The sequence below is a fragment of the Cyanobium sp. T1B-Tous genome (assembly GCF_024345475.1).
In the GTDB taxonomy this organism is placed as follows: domain Bacteria; phylum Cyanobacteriota; class Cyanobacteriia; order PCC-6307; family Cyanobiaceae; genus Cyanobium_A.
Genome location: NZ_JAGQBE010000006.1, coordinates 1 through 17,529, shown reverse-complemented (window position 1 = coordinate 17,529; position 17,529 = coordinate 1). Strand labels below are relative to the sequence as shown.

The following is a 17,529-nucleotide window of genomic DNA, read 5'->3' as shown; positions in this document are numbered from 1 at the left end:
CGCTCACAGGGGCGGCGCTCACTCAGGCGACGATGGTGACCTTGGTGATGCGGCTGCCGTTCTTGAGGGCTTGCACCACGTCCATGTTGCCGGTGAGTCCGAACACGGTGTGGACCCCATCGAGGTGGGGCTGGGCCTCGTGGCAGATGTAGAACTGCGAGCCCCCGGTGTTCTTGCCGGCGTGGGCCATGGCCAGGGTGCCCGCCTGGTGCTTCTGGCGGTTGATTTCGCAGTCGATCTGGTAACCGGGGCCACCGGTGCCGGCCATGCCACGGGAGCCTTCACGGCTGTTGGGGCAGCCGCCCTGGGCCATGAAGCCCGGGATCACGCGATGGAAGGCCAGGCCGTCATAGAAGCCCTCCTTGGCGAGCTTGGTGAAGTTGGCCACGGTGTTGGGCGCATCGGCCTCGAACAGCTCGAGTTCGATGGTGCCGGCATCGGTCTCCATCAGGGCTTTGGTCACGGGCACAGGGGATAAAAGGCGACTGTATGGGGTTGGCGGGGGGCTGCGGCTGAAGTCGCATGTTGAGAATGGGGTCCGATCCAGCCGGATCCACCCTCCCAACGCCCCGTCGCCAGCCCCCTCGCCGATGAGCAGCTCCACCCCCGACTCCGCCCCCGGCATCGATCTGAGCCGGGCCCGGCTGGGAATCCTGGGGGGCAGCGGCCTGTACGCCATGGAGGGCCTGGAGGACGTGCAGGAGCTGACCATCGACACGCCCTACGGCGCACCCTCCGACAGCCTGCGGCTGGGACGCATCGGCGACCTGGAGGTGGTGTTCCTGGCCCGCCACGGCCGCCATCACAGCCACACACCCACGGAAGTGCCCTACCGGGCCAACCTCTGGGCCCTGCGCTCCCTGGGCGTGCGCTGGATCCTCTCCCTCTCGGCGGTGGGATCCCTGCAGGAGCAGTGCCGGCCCCTCGACATGGTGGTGCCTGATCAGTTCATCGACCGCACCCACCAGCGGCCCCTGACCCTGTTTGGGGAGGGGCTGGTGGCCCACGTGACCTTTGGCGATCCCTTCTGTCCGGCCCTGAGCCGGCTGTTGGCCGACGTGGGCGAAAGCCTGATGCCCGCAGGGCGCCAGCTGCACCGCGGCGGCACCTACCTCTGCATGGAGGGGCCGGCCTTCTCGACGCGGGCGGAATCGGAGCTCTACCGCTCCTGGGGCTGCAGCGTGATCGGCATGACCAACCACACCGAAGCGCGGCTGGCCCGGGAAGCGGAAATCGCCTACGCCACCCTGGCGATGGTGACCGACTACGACTGCTGGCACCAGGAACATGCCTCGGTGACGGTGGAGATGGTGATCGCCAACCTCCATGCCAACGCCGACCTCGCCAAGCAGATCGTGCGGGTGGCGGCGGAGCGGGTGGCCGCCCAGCGCCCCACCAGCAGCGCCCACCACGCCCTGCGCCATGCCCTGATGACACCCAAGGATCAGGTGCCCGCGGCCACCCGTCGCAAGGTCGACCTGTTCACGGCGCCCTACTGGGGGCCCTGCGGCTGAACCAGCCCGGTGAGCTCGGCGCCACAGGCCTCCAGGGCCACCCGCAGCCGGGGACCATGGCGGGCGAGATGGGCACGGGCCGCGTCCAGCTCCATGCCTGAGGCGGCCATCAACAGGGCCAACTTCACCGAACCGCCGCTCTGCTGCAGCAGCTCACGGCCCCGCTCGCGGCTCACGCCAGCCAGGTCGCGCAGGATCCGCAGGGCCCGATCTTCGAGCTTGGTGTTGGTGACGGCCACATCCACCATGCGGTTGCCGTGCACCTTGCCCAGGCGCACCATCACGCCGGTGGAGAGCAGGTTGAGGGCCATCTTGGTGGCCGTGCCGGCCTTGAGCCGGGTGGAGCCGGCCACCAGCTCCGGGCCCGTGAGCAGGCGGATGTCGATGTCGCAGGGCATCGGCACCTGGTCTGCGGACACGCAGGCCAGGGCAATGGCCAGGGCGCCAATGGAGCGCGCATGCTGCAGGCCGCCCAGCACATAGGGGGTGGTGCCGCCGGCGGCGATGCCCACCAGGCAATCCCCGGGGCCAAAGCCCCGCTCCTCGAGATCCCGTTGGCCGGCATCAGCCAGATCCTCCAGGCCCTCGGAACTGCGCAGCAGGGCCGGGGCTCCGCCCGCCAGCACGCCCTGCACCAGCTCCGGTGGGGTGCAGAAGGTGGGCGGGCATTCCGCCGCATCCAGCACCCCGAGGCGCCCGGAGGTGCCGGCTCCGAGATAGAAGAGGCGCCCGCCCGCACCCAGCCGTGCCGCAATGGCATCCACGGCAGCGGCCAGGGCTGGGGCGGCCCGCTCCAGGGCCCGTTGGGGCTCCAGGTCGTTGGCACAGAACAGGGCCACCAGCTGGTCAGTGGGCAGCTGGTCGAGCCGCTCGCTGAGGGGATTGGCCTGTTCGGTGAGCAGGTGGCCGCGGTCGGCGCCCGGCAGGGAGCCACTCACAGCAGGCCCTCCAACTGGCGACGAAAGGCCTCCAGGCTGGGATCCCCGGAGCTGATCGGCTCGGCCTGGCCCGCCGCTGCGGCCTCGGCGGCCTGCTGCTCCTGCCAGTTGGCCACATCCATGTTGCGTTCAGGCGGGGCAATCAACAGCCGATCTTCGGCGCTCTGGGGCAGGAAGCCGGCGGGCACGAAGCGGGCCTCGTAACCCGCCTGGCTGCAGAAGAGTTCCATCTCCTCGCGGTCGAGGGGTTCGACGGTCGGCACGGGGAAGTCCTGGGCCTCCAGCAGGCCGGCGTAGCGCTCCGCGTCATCGCGATCCTCAAACAGGAGCACCACGGTGCGGCCATTGAGCTCCAGCGAATGGATGCCTTCCTGGTCGCTTCCGGCATCAAAGAGCAGCACATGCACCGGCATGGATCGCGGCAAAGGGCGGGGCCACTCAGTGTGTCACCGGTGCAGGCCCGCGGGGTTACGGGCGGTCGGGCTTACGGGCGGTCGGGATCGTTGGCCAGCTCCTGAAGGCGGCGATACAGGGCGGCCTCGGCCTCGTCGAGCTGCTCGGGCACCACGATCCGCACCTCCACCAACTGGTCGCCGCGCAGCTCGCCCCACTCCTGGCCCCGACCCCGCAGCCGCAGGAGACGGCCACTGGAGGAGCCCGGCGGCACCCGCAGCTTCACTGCGCCCCGCAGGGTCGGCACCACCACCTGGCAGCCCAAGGCCGCCTCGGCGGGGGTGAGTTCGAGCGGATAGAGCACCCGTAGACCATCAATGCGCAGCCCCTCCTCCGTTCGCACGCGCAACTGGAGGAAATGGTCGCCACCCCCGGGGGTCACGCCGGCGAGCCGGAGGCGCCAACCGTCGCCAGCTAGCGGCGGGGTCCACACCTCCACCGCCGTGCCATCGGCCAACTCCAACTCCACCCGCTCCCCCTGCAGCGCCTGCTCGGGGGTGAGCTCCACCAGGCTCTCCTGGTCGCTGGAGGCCTGCACCGGCGGCGGTGGCGGCGGGGAAGCGGTCACCGAACCCGAAGCCTGCCGCGGCGGTTGGGGCTCGTCGGGAGGCACAGGATCGCGCTCGGCCTCGAACCCGTCGGCGGCGGCGGCGCGGCGCGGGCGGCGGCGATCCCCCAAGAGGGCGTCGAGGTAATCCTCGAAGTCTGGAAAGCCCGTGGCAAAGGGATCCTGGGGCTCGGAAGCAGCGGTCCCCGAACCGGCTCCACCCGCCTCCCAGGCCTGGCGCCGCCGCGGATCCGAGAGCACCGCGTAGGCCTCGTTCACCAGCTTGAACCGCTCCTCGGCCAGGGGGTCGTTGCCGTTGAGGTCGGGATGCCAGCGCCGGGCCTGGCCGCGGAACGCCCGTTTGAGGCTGCTGGCATCGGCACCGGGCTCGAGGCCCAGCACCGACCAGTAGTCGGGCGGGGCAGCAGGGCTACGCGTCACCGGTAGGCCCCATCCCCCCAGGGGTCGTCATCCACACGGGGACGTCGCTGCGGCAGGGCCGGCTCTGGATCACGATAGGGGGAGTCGCGATAAGGGGAGTCGCGATAGGCAGGTTCGCGATAAGAGGGCTCGCGGTAGGCGGGTTCCCGATAGGCGGGCTCCCGGTCGTAGCGCGGGGGGGGTGAGGCCCAGGGGTCGCTGCCGGGGCGGTTCCAGTCATCCCAGTCGTCGTCGGCAAACAGCTCATCCTTGAGGGAGCCCAGGGTGTTCTTCAGACCCTGCAGCGGGCCCTGCTCCGCCTTGCGCTCACTCAGCAGCCGCCGGTTGAGGCCGAACAGGGCCTCCTGCAGCTGGCTCACGGCCAACTCCAGCTCCACCAGGTCGTCGGCGGCCAGGAGATCCTGCACATCGCGCAGGGCCATCTCCACCGAGCGCTGCTGGCGCTCGGCGCCATAGGGCCCCAGCTCCAGGGCCGCATCGCGCAGGCGACGCTCGGCCTGGGCCACCAGGGTCTGGGCCCGGTTGCGGCGGTCAATCTCGGAGCGCTTGCGGCGGTCTTCGCTGGCCTTCTGCTCCGCCTCCTCGATCAACTTGGCGATCTCCTCCTCGCTGAGGTTGGAGCCGCCCTGGATGCTGACGCTCTGCTGCCGCCCGGTGGTGCGGTCGGTGGCCGACACCTGCAGCAAGCCGTTGGCATCGATGTCGAAGGACACCTGCACCTGGGGCACCCCGCGGGGAGCCGGCGGGATTCCAGAGAGGCGAAAACGCCCCAGGCTCTTGTTGTCGGCCGCCATCTGCCGCTCCCCCTGCAGCACATGGATCTCCACGGAGCTCTGGTTGGCTTCGGAGGTGCTGAACAGGTCGCTCTTGCGCACCGGAATGGAGGTGTTGCGCGGGATCAGCACCTTCATCACGCCGCCGATCGTCTCCAAACCCAGCGAGAGGGGGGTGACGTCGTTGAGCATCAGATCCCGCAACTCGCCGGTGAGGATGCCGGCCTGCACCGCCGCCCCGATCGCCACCACCTCATCGGGATTCACCGATTGGCAGGGCTCCAGGGGGATCAGGGTGCGCACCATCTCCTGCACCATCGGCATGCGGGTGGAGCCCCCCACCAGCACCACGTCATCGATGTCGTCGGCCGCCAGGCCCGAATCCCGCAGGGCCCGCTGCACCGGGCGCAGCAGCCGATCCAAGAGATCGGGGCAGAGCCCCTCGAACACCCGGCGCTCGAGGGTGGTTTCGAGGTGGAGGGGACCCTCCGGACCGGTGGCAATGAAGGGCAGGGAGATGGGGGTGCTCTGCACGCCGCTCAGCTCGATCTTGGCCTTCTCCGCCGCCTCGGTGAGGCGCTGCAGGGCCTGGCGGTCGCGACGGAGGTCGAGGCCATGCTCCTGCTGGAAGCCGTCGGCCAGCCAATCGACGATGCGGCGATCCCAGTCGTTGCCGCCCAGCTGGGTGTCGCCGCTGGTGGCCTTGACGTCAAAAACCCCCTGGGCAATGCGCAGCACGGACACATCAAAGGTGCCGCCGCCCAGGTCAAACACCAGCACCCGCTTCACGGTGCTGCGGTCGAAGCCGTAGGCCAGGGCCGCCGCCGTGGGCTCGTTGAGGATGCGCTCCACACTGATCCCCGCCAGCCGGCCCGCGTCGCGGGTGGCCTGGCGCTGGGCGTCGTTGAAATAGGCGGGTACGGTGATCACCGCCGCCTCCACCGCTTCACCGAGGTAGGTGGACGCGTCGTCGACGAGCTTGCGCAGGATGCTGGCCACCAGCTCTTCCGGGGCATACTCCCGCTCCGTAGCCGGGCAAACCACCCGCACATTGCCCTGGTCGTTGGCGCGCACGGTGTAGGGCACCGACAGGCTGCCCTCTTCCAATTCATCCCACTGCCGCCCCACGAAGCGCTTGAGGTTGGCGAAGGTGTTGCGGGGGTTCAGCACCAGCTGGCGACGAGCCAACTGGCCCACCAGCAACTCCTGGTCGCGGCTGAAGCCCACCACCGACGGCGTTGTGCGGCCGCCCTCGGCGCTGGCGATCACCTGGGGACGGCCACCCTCCAGCACGGCCACCACCGAATTGGTGGTACCCAGGTCGATGCCGACTATGCGGGACATGCGTCCCCGCCCAATGACGTCCGCAGCCAGGAAACCCGTCGACCCATGAAACCGGCTGGCGTAGCCCCGCGCTGTGGAGCCCCAAAACTACCGGGCTTCCAGACGTTAATCACCACTTAAACGCCCCGGAGAGGGGCAGTTCGTAGATTTCGCAGGGATCGGCCAACTCCGCGCTGACCGATGCAAAGCCTCGCACCCCCATGCCGACGGATCCCAACCCCGCCCTGAACGCCGATGCGTTCACCCTGCGACGCCGGCCGCCGGCGGAAAAGCTGGTGGATCTCGGGTTCCGGCAGCTCACCCTGCTGCTGGCCTCCACGGTGGCCATCGTGCTGCTGGGCATCTTTCTCACGGTGTTCCAAGGAGCCCGTGAGGCGATTGCCACCTTCGGGCTGAACTTCCTCACCACCTCCAATTGGGACCCAGTTAACGAGCAGTACGGAGCCTTCGTGGCCATCTACGGCACGTTGGTGACCTCCTTGCTGTCCCTGCTCATCGCCGTCCCCCTCGGGGTGGGTACGGCCATCTTCATCACCGAAGACCTGATCCCCACCGCCCTGCGGGATGCCATCGGTTTGATGGTGGAGCTGCTGGCGGCGATTCCCTCCGTGGTGCTGGGCCTGTGGGCCATCTTCGTGATGGAACCCGCGATCCGGCCTGCACTCAACCTGGTCCACACCCTCCTGGGCTGGAGTCCCTTCTTCAACACCGTGCCCCAGGGTCCCGGCATGGCGCCGGCGATCCTGATCCTGGTGGTGATGGTGTTGCCGATCATCACGGCCATTGCCCGCGATGCCCTCAACCAGGTGCCGGTCGAGCTGCGCCAGGGGGCCTACGGGGTGGGCACCACCCGCTGGGGGGCGATCTTCAGCGTGATCCTGCCGGCGGCCATTTCGGCAATCACCGGCGGTGTGATGTTGGCTCTGGGCCGGGCCATGGGGGAAACCATGGCCGTGACGATGATCATCGGCAACGCCCTCAACTTTGACCTGTCCCTGCTGGCTCCGGGCAACACGATCGCCTCCATGCTGGCCAACCAATTCGGGGAAGCCGATGGCATCCAGGTGTCGGCTCTGATGTATGCCGCCCTGATCCTGATGGTGCTCACCTTCTCAGTGAACGTGGCCGCCCAATGGATCGTGCGTCGCCTAAGCCTGCGTTACTGATCTTCCCCATGGCGACTCCGGCACCGATCACCTACGCCACCAGCGCCCTCTTCGACAGGCGGCCGCTGCACTTTGACCCGAGCCTGCGGCGCAACCGCTTCAACCTGCTCTTCACCACCATCGCCGGTGTGTTTGCGGCCATCGCCGTGCTGCCCCTGGTGTTGGTGCTGGCTCACGTGCTGGTGCAGGGGGGCCGGTTGGTCAGCTTCGGCCTGCTGACCCAGCTGCCCCCACCCCCCGGCCTCGATGGTGGCGGGATTGGCAATGCCATCCTCGGCACCATCCTCGTGACCCTGATCGCCTCCCTGATCGCGATCCCCGTGGGTGTGGGCGGGGGCGTCTATCTCAGCGAGTACTCGAGTCGGGGGTGGTTTGCCCAATTTGTGGGCTTCGGCAATGACGTGCTGGCCGGTGTGCCCTCGATCATCGCCGGCGTGTTTGTCTACGGCGTCGTGGTGACGACCCGCATCTTTTTCGATCAGAGCTATAGCGCCTTGGCCGGTGGCATCGCCCTGGCCGTGCTGATGCTGCCCACGGTGATCAAAACCACCGATGAGGGCCTGAAGCTCGTGCCTCAGGAACTGCGCTGGGGGGCCTATGGGGTGGGCGCGTCGAAGTTTGTGACCGTGACGCGCATCACCCTGCCCTCCGCCTTCACCCCGATCGCCACCGGGGTGGTGCTCGCCATCGCCAGGGCCGCGGGGGAAACCGCTCCCCTGATTTTCACCGCCCTGTTCTCCCCCTTCTGGCCGGAGGGAGTGTTCAGCCCGATCGCCACCATGTCGGTGCTGATCTTCAACTTCGCGATCATGCCGTATGAGGTCCAGAACGCCCTGGCCTGGGCTGCTTCCTTTGTGTTGGTCATGATGATCCTCGGTGCCAATCTGCTGGCACGCTGGATCAGCCGGATGGCCAAAGTCTGAACGCCATTTCACACCGCCTCCCCTCCTCCCCTTCAGACCCATGACCAGCAGCCTTTACCAAACGTCGGCCGACAACAGCGCCACGGTTGATGCCTGCATGTCCCTGCAGAACGTCACCATCTCCTACGGCAAGTTTGAAGCGGTCAAAAATGTCTTCATGGACATTCCCCGGGGGCGGGTGACGGCCTTCATCGGACCTTCGGGCTGTGGCAAATCAACGGTTCTGCGCGCCCTGAACCGCATGAACGACCTGATTCCAGGGTGCAAGCTCAAGGGCCGGGTGGTGTTTGACGGGCACGACCTCTACGACCCCCGGGTGGATCCGGTGGAAGTGCGACGCCGCATCGGCATGGTGTTTCAGAAACCCAACCCCTTCCCCAAAACGATCTACGAAAACATCGCCTTTGGGGCTCGCATCAACGGCTTCAAAGGGGACATGGACGAACTGGTGGAGCGCTCGCTGCGCAAGGCCGCCGTGTGGGACGAGTGCAAGGACAAGCTGCGTGAGAGCGGCTTTGCCCTCTCGGGTGGTCAGCAGCAGCGCCTCTGCATTGCCCGGGCCATCGCCACGGAGCCGGAGGTGATTTTGATGGACGAGCCGTGCTCAGCCCTCGATCCAATCTCCACCCTGAAGATCGAGGAAACGATGCACGAGCTCAAGCGGAGCTACACGATCATCATCGTGACCCACAACATGCAGCAGGCTGTTCGCGTCGCCGATCAAACGGCATTTTTCAACGCTGAAGCCGTTGAGGGTGGCACCGGCAAGGTGGGTTATCTGGTGGAGTTCAATGACACCGAACGCATCTTCAATGCGCCGGGCCAGCAGGCCACCCAGGATTACGTGAGCGGCCGTTTCGGCTAAAAATCCGGAGCGATCGAATGTCACCCGGGCCTGCGATCAGGCCATGAAAAAGCCGGCTGCGAAGCCGGCTTTTGAAACGGAGAGGGAGGGATTCGAACCCTCGATAGAGTTGCCCCTATACAGCATTTCCAGTGCTGCGCCTTCGACCACTCGGCCACCTCTCCAGGGGCAAAATGGGGCAACCGGATGGCAATGTAGCAGCATGAGTAGCACCACCCCACGCGCCCATCCGGTGACGATCCACTGGCGCCAGACCGGCCAGGTGATCCAGCACGACGTGCCGGAGGGGGAGTACATCCTGCGCAGCTTTGAACAGCAGGGCGACCCGCTGCCCTTCAGCTGCCGCAACGGCTGCTGCACCGCCTGCGCGGTGCGGGTGCTGACCGGTGAGATCGACCACCGCGAAGCCCTCGGGCTGTCCCGGGAGCTGCGGGCCAAGGGCTATGGCCTGCTGTGCGTGGCCCGCGCCACCGGCCCCCTCGAGGTGGAAACCCAGGACGAGGACGAGGTCTACGAACTGCAGTTCGGACGCCATTTCGGCCGGGGCCAGGTGCGGCCGGGCCTGCCCCTGGACGAGGAGTGATGGCTGCGACCGACGCGGGCATCCGCCAATCCAGTGACGCCTTCCAGCGATCCGGGCTCAGCACAGCCGAGCTGGAGCGGCTGTTGGATGTGGCCCGCTCGGCGGCTGAAGCCGGCGGAGCCCAGCTGCGCCAGTACTTCGGCAAGCTCGAGCAGGTGCGGGAAAAGGGGCGCTCGGGCGACCTGGTGACCGAGGCCGATCACGCCGCAGAAGCGGCGGTGCTGGCGGTGCTGGCGGCGGAAACTCCAGCCATCGGAGTGCTGGCCGAGGAGAGCGGCCGCCAGGCCAGGCCCGGCGATCTGGAATGGTGCGTCGATCCCCTGGACGGCACCACCAACTACGCCCACAGCTATCCGTTCTTTGGCACCTCGGTGGGGCTTTGCTGGCGCGGCCAACCCCTCCTGGGCGCCCTGGCGGCCCCGGGGCTCGAGCAGCTCTACTGGGCCGCTCCCGGGCTGGGAGCCTGGTGCAATGGCAGCCGCCTGCAGGTGAGCGACTGCCCCAGCCTGGATCAGGCCCTGCTGGTGACGGGGTTCGCCTACGACCGCCGTACCCGGCTCGACAACAACTACGCCGAATTCGCCTGGTTCACCCACCGCACCCAGGGGGTGCGGAGGGGCGGTTCGGTGGCCCTGGATCTGGCCTTCGTGGCCGCCGGCAAGCTCGATGGCCTGTGGGAGCGGGGGCTCTCCCCCTGGGATCTGGCCGCGGGTGTGGTGCTGGTGGAGGAGGCCGGCGGCGTGGTGAGCGCCTACGACGGCAGCCCCCTGGCGCTGGAATCGGGGCGGATCCTCGCCTGCGGCGCCGGCCTGCAGCAGCCGCTGATCGAGGGGTTGTCCCAGTGCCGGCCCCTGGCCGGCGCCAGCTACGGCGCCCCCGAACTCGATCCGCCCAGGCTCGATCCATAGGATCAGGCCACCCCTTTCTCCAGCCCCTCGCCGCAATGGCCCTCCAACCCGCCGCCGGCGCCCGGGATCGCAATCCCCGCGAGGTGGAAGGCAACCGCCGCATCGCCGAGCAGCTGGCGTCGGTGTATCGGCTCTGGGGCTACCAGGAGGTGGCACCACCGAGTTTTGAGCGGCTCGACACCCTGGAAGCGGGCGGAGGCATCGACGGCCGGGAACTGGTGCGGCTGGCGACCGATGAACCCCTGGGGCTGCGCCCGGAGCTCACCGCCTCCATCGCCCGGGCCGCCAGCACCCGCATGGCAGAACGGCCCAGGCCGCTGAGGCTGTGGGGCATGGGCAGCACCTTCCGCAGCGCGGTGGGGGACGGCGGCGGCCAACGCATCCTGGAGCAGCTGCAGAGCGGCGTGGAGCTGCTGGGCGTGGAGTCGGCCGCCGCCGATGTGGAGCTGATGCGCCTGCTGCTGGCCGCCGCCGGAACCCTGGGGCTGGAGGGCCGGCACCAGCCACGCCTGCTGGTGGGACACCACGGCCTGCTGAGCGCCCTGCTGGCCCAGCTGCCGGCGCAGCAGCGCGGTGCCGCCCGCCATGCCCTCACCAGCTTCGACCCGCTCGCCCTGGCCCAGCTGACCCTGCCGGAAGCCGATCACCAGCGGCTGGCGGCCCTGATGCGCCTGCGGGGCGAACCGGTGCGTGTGCTCTACCAACTGGAGCAGTGGCTCGGACCAATCCCCCTGCTCAGCGCCCTGGCGGACACCCTGGCGGCGGTGACCCCGGCCGCCGAACGGCTCGGTGTGCAGCTGCAACTCGACCCCAGCTTCCAGCCCCACTTCGCCCTCTACGACGGGTTGGTGTTGAAACTGGTGTGCCAGGGAGCGGAGGCCCCGGTGGAGATCGCCAGCGGCGGCCGTTACGACGCCCTGGTGGGGCGGTTCTGCCCGGAGCCGAGCCAGGCGGCAGGGGTGGGCTTCGGCTTCGACATCGAGGCCGTGCGCGAACTCGTGGCACCCACGCTGGACACGACCGCACCCGTGCTGGTGGCCTACGGGCGCCCCGACCAACTGGCCACGGCCCTCGACCAGTTGGAGGCCCTGCACCAGGCCGGCAGCGCCGCCGAGCTGCTCAGCGGTGCCACCGCCAACCAGGCCGCCGCCGAGGCCATTGGCCAGGAGCGGGGCTGCAGCCGCACCCTCTGGATCGCTCCCTAGGATCCCGCCAGCACCCACCGATTTCATGGCCCACACGATCGTCACCAACGTCTGCGAGGGCGTCGCCGATTGCGTGGATGCCTGCCCAGTGGCCTGCATCCATCCCGGCCAGGGCGCCAACAGCAAGGGCACGGCCTTCTATTGGATCGACTTCGACACCTGCATCGACTGCGGCATCTGCCTGCAGGTGTGCCCGGTGGCGGGGGCGATCCTGCCCGAGGAGAAACCCGAGCTGCAGCAGGCGGGCTGAGCCGCCTCCCCTAGCGGCCCAACACCTGATGGGTGGCTGAGAGCCAGGCGCCGCTGCCGTCGTAGCGGCGGATCAGGCGCTCGAGCCGGTCGGGCGCCGTAAGCCAGCCCGCTTCCACCGTGAAGGCCTCCCGGTGGCTCACCTGTTGGGGCCAGCGGCAGTAGCCCCCATCGGGGAGCCACTGGAACCCAGCCAGTTCGGCGGCGGTGAAGTCCACCTGGGCTTCGGCCCGGTCGGGTTCGGGCCAGTCGGCCGCAATGGTGGCAGCCGTGCCCTGCCAGGGGCCCTGCACCTGCTCAGCCGTCAACGGCGGGCACTCCTGGGCGCCAGTGCCCACCCGGAATTCCCGGATCAACACCAACTGGTCCGCGCTGCCGGCTTCGCCGTAGAGCAACACCAGCCGGTGGCGGCGATCGCCATGCACAAAGCCAAACTCCCCGCCAAACACCGTGCCGGGGGCGAGCTGCAACGACCCCTTGCAGAAGGTGCCCGTGTCAAAAAACACCACCTGGCGGCCGAGGCTGCGGTACTCCTGGCTCAGGTCGCTGCTGGGGGCTGCGCCGCGGTCGCCCCCCTCAAAACGCTGCAAGCCGAAGCGCACCATCGTGATCGCTCCGTCGCCGCTTTGCTCGCCGGCTTCAAGCGTCAGCAGGGAGGGCGTGTCCTTGAGCACCGCGCCCGTGGGGCTGATGCCCGTGAAGGAACCCTGCCAGGCGCCCAGGTTGAGCAGGAAGTTCTGCCACTGGCTGGCCATGTGCGGGGGCAGAGAAGGGGAGGGGGCAATCCTATGGAGCCCACTCCGCCGGCGGGCTTGGTCGGTTTCCTGCCCATGGCGCCCCCTTGGCGGCCAGGCCCACCCCGGGGGAATGTGGGGGCAGCATGATTTCAAAAGCTGTGGTGCTGCAGGCGGAACAGGGCCAGATCCAGATCCACACCGAGAACATCTTCCCGATCATCAAGAAGGCCGTCTACAGCGGCCACGAGGTGTTCCTGCGGGAGCTGGTGAGCAATGGCGTGGATGCCATCAGCAAGCGGCGCATGGCCGCCATGGGCGGCGACTGCAGCGAGGGCCCCGAGGGCAAGATTTCCATTCGCATCGACCGCGAGGCCAACACCCTCACCATCTCTGACAACGGCATCGGCATGGATGCCGATGAGGTGAAGCGCTACATCAACCAGGTGGCGTTTTCGAGCGCCGAAGACTTCCTCGAGAAGTACAAGCAGGAAAGCGACGCGATCATCGGCCACTTCGGCCTGGGCTTCTACTCCAGCTTCATGGTGGCGAAGCAGGTGGAGCTGGTCACGCTCTCAGCCCGGGAGGGGGCTGAGGCCGTGCGTTGGAGCTGCGATGGCTCCCCCAACTTCAGCCTGGAAGGGGCCGAGCGCAGCGAGCCGGGCACCGATGTGGTCCTGCACCTGATGGACGAGGAGCTCGAGTACATCGAGCCATCCCGCATCCGCACCCTGATCACCACCTATTGCGACTTCCTGCCGGTGGAGGTGCAGCTGGAGGGCGAAACGGTCAACAAGCGCGAATCCCCCTGGCGCAAGAGCCCCCGCGACTTGAGCGACAACGACTACATCGAGCTCTACCGCTACCTCTACCCCTTCCAGGGCGATCCGCTGCTGTGGGTGCACCTCAACACCGACTACCCCTACAACCTGCAGGGCATCCTGTTCTTCCCCAAATCCAGCGGCCGGGCCGATTGGGAGAAGGGCGAGATCAAGCTCTACTGCAACAACGTGTTCGTGAGCGACTCGATCAAGGAGGTGGTGCCCCGCTACCTGCTGCCCCTGCGCGGGGTGATCGATTCGCCGGACATCCCGCTGAACGTGAGCCGTTCAGCCCTGCAGACCGACCGGCGCGTGCGCTCGATCGGCGGCTTCGTGGCCAAGAAGGTGGGTGACCGGCTCAAGGAACTGCACAAGGACGATCCCAAGCGCTACGCCGAAATCTGGGAATCGGTGGCCCCCTTCATCAAGATCGGCGCCCTGGAAGACGACAAGTTCGCCGAGCAGGTGGCCGACCTGGTGCTCTTCGGGACCACTGCGCAACCGCAGGAACAGCCAGCCGCCGCTGACGATCAATCATCCGAAGCTCAGACCCTCGACCCCATCCCCGCTGAGGGCGGCAAGGCCTACACCACCCTGGCGGGGTATCGCACGCGCCTGGCGACCGACAACGACAAGCGCATCCTCTACTGCACCGATGAGGCCGGGCAGGCCGGTGCGCTGGCCCTGTGGAAGAGCCAGGGGGCCGAGGTGCTGCTGGCCGACACCTTCATCGACACCCAATTCATCCCCTGGCTGGAATACCGCCATGAGGAGCTCAAGTTCCAGCGGGTGGACAGCGAGCTCGACGACTCCCTGCAGGAGAAGGAGAGCGAACTGAGCGATGCCGAGGGGAAGGATTCCAGCGAGAAGGTGCGGGAGCTGTTCAAGGGCGCCCTCGCCAACGACAAGATCACCATCCAGGTGCAGGCGCTCAAGGGCGACAACGCCCCCGCCGCCCTGATCCTGCTGCCAGAGCAGATGCGCCGCATCAACGACATGGGCGCCCTGATGGAGCAGCGCCTGCCGGGCCTGCCCGATCACCACGTGCTGCTCGTGAACCGCAAGCACCCCCTGGTGGAGGGCCTGCTCAAGCTCTCGGCCGGGTCGGTGATCACGGGCGCCGGCGGCAGCTCGCCGAGCCAACAGCTAGCCGACGACCTCAGCCGCCACATCTACGAGCTCGCCCGCCTGGCGGTGGGCGGCCTGGAGCCCAACGAGCTGGCCGGCTTCCAGCAACGCAGCGCGACGTTGATGGGGCAGTTGATGCAGCGGGGGCTCTGAAGAGACTCCTGGATCTGGCCGCGCATCACCCGCGCCCGCGTAACATGTAACTGCAAGTGGGGCTGCGGTATGGCAACCAACTCCGATGCCACGCGTCAACGAGTGATGGCCCATCGACAACGGCTTCGAGAGCAAGGCTTCCGCCCAGTGCAGATCTGGATCCCTGATACGCGCACGAACGCCTTCCTGGTCGCAGCCCATCACCAGTCGATGGCGGTGGCTGGGAGCCCATTGGCATCCACCGATCAGGCCTTCATCGACGACATCAGCCAGCTCGATCAGCTGTGAAACGGGGTGAGATCTGGACCGTGGCCGGCGGTGGCGATGTCACCGGCAAACCTCGCCCTGCGGTGATCCTGCAGCACGACGCGTTCGACGGCACGGATTCGATCACGATCTGTGCCTTCACCAGTGATCCCACCGAGGCGCCCCTGTTTCGGATCCCGGTCAAGCCCTCCAGTGGCAACGGGCTCGCGGCCACAAGCCAGTTAATGGTCGACAAGATCACAACCGTGTCGCGGCGACGTCTCGGAGCCTGCATCGGCAAGCTGGGTCGCAACGACCTGCAGAGACTCCAGCAGGCCGCGGTTGTGTTTTTAGGGCTGGCTGGCGGCTAGCCCTTCAGCCACGCCTCAATCCGCTGATCCAGCCAGGCCTCCCCCTCCAAGCGCAGCAAGCGCTGCTGCACCTCAGGGTCATCCACCCGGCTACCCGTGAACGCTTCCACCCGCAGCACCACCCAGTCGCCCGGGCCCAGGCGGTGGGGTTCGCGCAGTTGGCCCACGGGCGTGGTGCGGATCAGCTCAGCCAGGGCTGGCGGCAGCTCACTGAGGGGTTTGGGTCCCCACTGCCCGCTCTGGCGGTTGGGGTGATCACCGCAAAAGTGGCGACCAATCTCGGCAAAGCTGCTTTCACCCTCGGCGAGCTGCAAATACAGCTCCCGTGCCAGGCCCTCCTCCTCCAGCCGCAACACCGAAGCGGTGGCCTGATCCAGCTGGTTTTTGTGCTTGAGAAAGAGGGCCTCGTGCTTCTGGTGCCACTGCTGCCCGCACCAGTGCTGCCAGCGGCCGGAGCGGCTCACCATCAGCGCCAGATCCTGCTCTGTGAGATCGCGCTCGGCGAGCCAGGCCACGCGCTTCGGCGGCGGCAGTTGCCGCTGCTTCCAGAACGCTTGAAGCGCACTCTGCAATTGGTCAGGGGGGGGCAGCGGAACCTGGGCCTCCGCAAGGGCCAGCTCGATCAGCTCCACCCGCAGCGCCTGGCGCAACACGCCGCAGCGCGCCATGGAGGCCCGGTTGTCCTGCAACCAGGCGAGGCTCATGGCTGCCTGTTCCCCAAGCCTGCGCGATCGAGCGCCGCCTGGATTGCCGCCAGGTTGGCCTGCCAGCTCGGTTGGCGCGGATGGAGCTGCACCGAGCGCTGCATGGCTTCGCGGGCAGCAGGCAGATTCCCCAGCTGCGCTAGAGCCGCACCCAGAAAATGGTGGGCAGCGGCATGGCGGGGGTTGGCCACCAACACACGGGCGAACTGCTGGCGCGCCAGATCGGCTCGGCCCGCCTGCAAGGCCTCCATCCCGGCTGCGAATTGCCCCGGCGGAAGCTCGGGTGGCGGAAGCGGATCCGGATCTGCCGGGGGGCATGCCGCCAGCACCGCGTCGAGGGCATTGAGGTGTTCGGCGTAGCGGCGCCAGCGGGCTTTGGAGCTGGTGTAAACCGGCTGCCGCACCTGCCAAACACTCGCGGTTTTAACGGAGCGCTCGAGGCTTTGAAACTCGAGCACGGCTGGATCCCAGGGCAGGTCCAGATGCTCCAGCATTCGCCGGGCCCAGGCCTCGGTGTCGTCCACGAGGGCTTCGTAGGGCACCTCAAGGATCTGCCCGGGAAACAGGCGGTGCCAATGGGTCATCAAGCGGTCGTGGTCTACCAGCTGTTCGCCGATCCAGCCGAGGTCGTAGGCGAAACCCATACCTCCAAATTTCGCCGCGTAATCGGTGATGTAGTTGGAGATTGCGATGTCGCGCGGATCCCGCCGCACGTGCAGGATTGCGGCATTGGGAAACACGAGCTTGATCAGGCCGATGTGCTCAAAGTTGTGGGGCAACTTGTCGATCACATGGCGTTCTGGGCCCGGGGCCAAAGCTGAAAGGCCATCGAGCAGGTGCTGGCCATGTCGCTGCAGATCGGTGGCGGTGAGATCGGCCACACAGGCTGGATAACTGAGACCACTCCCCAGATGAAGCTCCCAGGCAATCATTCGCTGGATCAACTCGCCCACCTGGGAGAGTTCGCCGGCCCCATGCACCTGGCTGTGGCTACCCAGGATCTGCTCCACCAAGGTGGTACCTGAGCGGGGCATGCCCAACACAAAGACGGGTCGGCGGGAGGGATGGCCCCAATCCGATCGGGAGGCGAGCAACGACTCCGAAAACACGGCCATAACCTCCTCCACGCTTTCGCGGTGGGCGGGCGGGCAGTAGTGGAGATGGAGCTTGGAAGCCTCGTTGGCCTCCTGAGCCAGGGCGAAGGCCCTCCCATACTCTTTTTTTCGATCCCAGGCGGCCGCCAGGGTGAACAACAGGCCACTGCGCACGCGGCCCTCCAGGCTGGGCTGCCGGGCGCTGGTTTCCATCTGCTCCAGCACGGCGGGATCGTCAGGCACCTCGCGGGCATGGATCAGCTGGCTCCAGCCCTGCAAAGGCGCGGTGGTTCGCAGCTGACGAAAACAATCGAGGGCCTCCTCCATCCGGCCCTGCTGCAGCAAGCCATGCCCCAACCCAGCCAGGGC

Annotated in this window: 19 protein-coding genes and 1 tRNA gene; 11 read left to right on the top strand and 9 right to left on the bottom strand. The window is 67.6% G+C overall.

Annotated features, from left to right (window positions below):
• Positions 1 to 22: 22 nt before the first annotated feature.
• Positions 23 to 463, bottom strand: coding sequence for a peptidylprolyl isomerase (locus KBY71_RS02520; protein ID WP_254927423.1), 441 nt, complete (start codon positions 461 to 463; stop codon positions 23 to 25).
• Positions 464 to 590: 127 nt separating this feature from the next.
• Here KBY71_RS02520 and mtnP point away from each other — a divergent pair, with 127 nt between their 5' ends.
• Positions 591 to 1,514: an S-methyl-5'-thioadenosine phosphorylase gene (mtnP, locus tag KBY71_RS02515; protein WP_254927422.1), complete on the top strand. Its 924-nt coding sequence runs from the start codon at positions 591 to 593 to the stop codon at positions 1,512 to 1,514.
• On the opposite strand, the gene murQ is transcribed toward mtnP, so the two are convergent.
• The 4 genes from murQ to dnaK all read right to left on the bottom strand — a co-directional run bounded on the left by murQ (position 1,493) and on the right by dnaK (position 6,010).
• Positions 1,493 to 2,452: an N-acetylmuramic acid 6-phosphate etherase gene (gene murQ, locus KBY71_RS02510; RefSeq protein ID WP_254927421.1), complete on the bottom strand. Its 960-nt coding sequence runs from the start codon at positions 2,450 to 2,452 to the stop codon at positions 1,493 to 1,495. The genes mtnP and murQ overlap by 22 nt on opposite strands.
• Positions 2,449 to 2,865 (bottom strand): DUF3110 domain-containing protein, encoded by a 417-nt coding sequence (locus KBY71_RS02505; RefSeq protein ID WP_254927420.1) that lies wholly within the window; start codon positions 2,863 to 2,865, stop codon positions 2,449 to 2,451. Before KBY71_RS02505 ends, murQ begins: the two co-directional genes overlap by 4 nt.
• A gap of 71 nt (positions 2,866 to 2,936) precedes the next feature.
• A complete protein-coding gene (locus KBY71_RS02500) occupies positions 2,937 to 3,893 on the bottom strand; it encodes a DnaJ domain-containing protein (RefSeq protein WP_254927419.1) in 957 nt (318 codons plus the stop codon).
• Positions 3,890 to 6,010, bottom strand: coding sequence for a molecular chaperone DnaK (gene dnaK, locus KBY71_RS02495; RefSeq protein WP_254927418.1), 2,121 nt, complete (start codon positions 6,008 to 6,010; stop codon positions 3,890 to 3,892). The genes KBY71_RS02500 and dnaK overlap by 4 nt, the downstream gene beginning before the upstream one ends.
• A gap of 200 nt (positions 6,011 to 6,210) precedes the next feature.
• Here dnaK and pstC point away from each other — a divergent pair, with 200 nt between their 5' ends.
• Genes pstC through pstB form a run of 3 tightly spaced genes read left to right on the top strand, consistent with a single transcriptional unit; the run spans position 6,211 to position 8,964 of the window.
• On the top strand, positions 6,211 to 7,176 hold the full coding sequence (pstC, locus tag KBY71_RS02490; RefSeq protein ID WP_254927417.1) for a phosphate ABC transporter permease subunit PstC: 966 nt from the start codon (positions 6,211 to 6,213) through the stop codon (positions 7,174 to 7,176).
• A gap of 8 nt (positions 7,177 to 7,184) precedes the next feature.
• Complete coding sequence (gene pstA, locus KBY71_RS02485) at positions 7,185 to 8,099, top strand: phosphate ABC transporter permease PstA (protein WP_254927416.1); 915 nt, start codon at positions 7,185 to 7,187, stop codon at positions 8,097 to 8,099.
• A 40-nt stretch (positions 8,100 to 8,139) separates the two neighbouring features.
• The gene (gene pstB / locus KBY71_RS02480; RefSeq protein WP_254927415.1) at positions 8,140 to 8,964 is read left to right on the top strand and encodes a phosphate ABC transporter ATP-binding protein PstB; all 825 of its coding nucleotides are present in this window, start codon (positions 8,140 to 8,142) and stop codon (positions 8,962 to 8,964) included.
• Between the two features lie 77 nt (positions 8,965 to 9,041).
• On the opposite strand, the gene KBY71_RS02475 is transcribed toward pstB, so the two are convergent.
• A tRNA-Ser gene (locus tag KBY71_RS02475) sits at positions 9,042 to 9,128 on the bottom strand.
• Between the two features lie 38 nt (positions 9,129 to 9,166).
• On the opposite strand from KBY71_RS02475, the gene KBY71_RS02470 reads away from it, so the two are divergent.
• From KBY71_RS02470 to KBY71_RS02455, 4 genes are read left to right on the top strand one after another with little or no spacing between them, the layout of a single operon-like run.
• On the top strand, positions 9,167 to 9,547 hold the full coding sequence (locus KBY71_RS02470; protein WP_254927414.1) for a 2Fe-2S iron-sulfur cluster-binding protein: 381 nt from the start codon (positions 9,167 to 9,169) through the stop codon (positions 9,545 to 9,547).
• Entirely contained in the window at positions 9,547 to 10,455 is a 909-nt protein-coding gene (locus KBY71_RS02465) for an inositol monophosphatase family protein (protein ID WP_254927413.1), read from the top strand. Before KBY71_RS02470 ends, KBY71_RS02465 begins: the two co-directional genes overlap by 1 nt.
• A 35-nt stretch (positions 10,456 to 10,490) precedes the next feature.
• A complete protein-coding gene (locus KBY71_RS02460) occupies positions 10,491 to 11,660 on the top strand; it encodes an ATP phosphoribosyltransferase regulatory subunit (RefSeq protein WP_254927412.1) in 1,170 nt (389 codons plus the stop codon).
• A 25-nt stretch (positions 11,661 to 11,685) separates the two neighbouring features.
• Positions 11,686 to 11,910 carry a ferredoxin family protein gene (locus tag KBY71_RS02455; protein WP_254927411.1) on the top strand — a complete coding sequence of 75 codons (225 nt, stop codon included), beginning with the start codon at positions 11,686 to 11,688 and terminating at the stop codon, positions 11,908 to 11,910.
• Between the two features lie 10 nt (positions 11,911 to 11,920).
• On the opposite strand, the gene KBY71_RS02450 is transcribed toward KBY71_RS02455, so the two are convergent.
• Positions 11,921 to 12,664: a DUF3598 family protein gene (locus KBY71_RS02450; RefSeq protein WP_254927410.1), complete on the bottom strand. Its 744-nt coding sequence runs from the start codon at positions 12,662 to 12,664 to the stop codon at positions 11,921 to 11,923.
• 125 nt (positions 12,665 to 12,789) lie between these two features.
• Here KBY71_RS02450 and htpG point away from each other — a divergent pair, with 125 nt between their 5' ends.
• From htpG to KBY71_RS02435, 3 genes are all read left to right on the top strand, one after another.
• Positions 12,790 to 14,745, top strand: a complete 1,956-nt coding sequence (gene htpG, locus KBY71_RS02445) for a molecular chaperone HtpG (protein WP_254927409.1) — start codon at positions 12,790 to 12,792, stop codon at positions 14,743 to 14,745.
• A 69-nt stretch (positions 14,746 to 14,814) separates the two neighbouring features.
• Entirely contained in the window at positions 14,815 to 15,033 is a 219-nt protein-coding gene (locus KBY71_RS02440; RefSeq protein ID WP_254927408.1) for an antitoxin MazE family protein, read from the top strand.
• Positions 15,030 to 15,362, top strand: a complete 333-nt coding sequence (locus KBY71_RS02435; RefSeq protein WP_254927407.1) for a type II toxin-antitoxin system PemK/MazF family toxin — start codon at positions 15,030 to 15,032, stop codon at positions 15,360 to 15,362. The genes KBY71_RS02440 and KBY71_RS02435 overlap by 4 nt, the downstream gene beginning before the upstream one ends.
• Here KBY71_RS02435 and KBY71_RS02430 read toward each other — a convergent pair.
• Positions 15,359 to 16,066: a peptidylprolyl isomerase gene (locus KBY71_RS02430; protein ID WP_254927406.1), complete on the bottom strand. Its 708-nt coding sequence runs from the start codon at positions 16,064 to 16,066 to the stop codon at positions 15,359 to 15,361. The two genes, KBY71_RS02435 and KBY71_RS02430, sit on opposite strands and share 4 nt — an antisense overlap.
• The coding region (locus tag KBY71_RS02425) for a sulfotransferase (RefSeq protein WP_254927405.1) at positions 16,063 to 17,529 on the bottom strand (1,467 nt) is incomplete at its 5' end. The genes KBY71_RS02430 and KBY71_RS02425, both read right to left, overlap by 4 nt.

Coding starts and splice junctions, on each gene's coding strand:
- KBY71_RS02455 (WP_254927411.1), top strand. CDS start 11,686: ATGGCCCACACGATCGTCACCAACGTCTGCGAGGGCGTCGCCGATTGC.
- pstB (WP_254927415.1), top strand. CDS start 8,140: ATGACCAGCAGCCTTTACCAAACGTCGGCCGACAACAGCGCCACGGTT.
- pstA (WP_254927416.1), top strand. CDS start 7,185: ATGGCGACTCCGGCACCGATCACCTACGCCACCAGCGCCCTCTTCGAC.
- mtnP (WP_254927422.1), top strand. CDS start 591: ATGAGCAGCTCCACCCCCGACTCCGCCCCCGGCATCGATCTGAGCCGG.
- KBY71_RS02470 (WP_254927414.1), top strand. CDS start 9,167: ATGAGTAGCACCACCCCACGCGCCCATCCGGTGACGATCCACTGGCGC.
- htpG (WP_254927409.1), top strand. CDS start 12,790: ATGATTTCAAAAGCTGTGGTGCTGCAGGCGGAACAGGGCCAGATCCAG.
- dnaK (WP_254927418.1), bottom strand. CDS start 6,010: ATGTCCCGCATAGTCGGCATCGACCTGGGTACCACCAATTCGGTGGTG.
- KBY71_RS02505 (WP_254927420.1), bottom strand. CDS start 2,865: ATGCCGGTGCATGTGCTGCTCTTTGATGCCGGAAGCGACCAGGAAGGC.
- KBY71_RS02450 (WP_254927410.1), bottom strand. CDS start 12,664: ATGGCCAGCCAGTGGCAGAACTTCCTGCTCAACCTGGGCGCCTGGCAG.
- KBY71_RS02430 (WP_254927406.1), bottom strand. CDS start 16,066: ATGAGCCTCGCCTGGTTGCAGGACAACCGGGCCTCCATGGCGCGCTGC.
- KBY71_RS02460 (WP_254927412.1), top strand. CDS start 10,491: ATGGCCCTCCAACCCGCCGCCGGCGCCCGGGATCGCAATCCCCGCGAG.
- pstC (WP_254927417.1), top strand. CDS start 6,211: ATGCCGACGGATCCCAACCCCGCCCTGAACGCCGATGCGTTCACCCTG.
- KBY71_RS02440 (WP_254927408.1), top strand. CDS start 14,815: ATGGCAACCAACTCCGATGCCACGCGTCAACGAGTGATGGCCCATCGA.
- KBY71_RS02465 (WP_254927413.1), top strand. CDS start 9,547: ATGGCTGCGACCGACGCGGGCATCCGCCAATCCAGTGACGCCTTCCAG.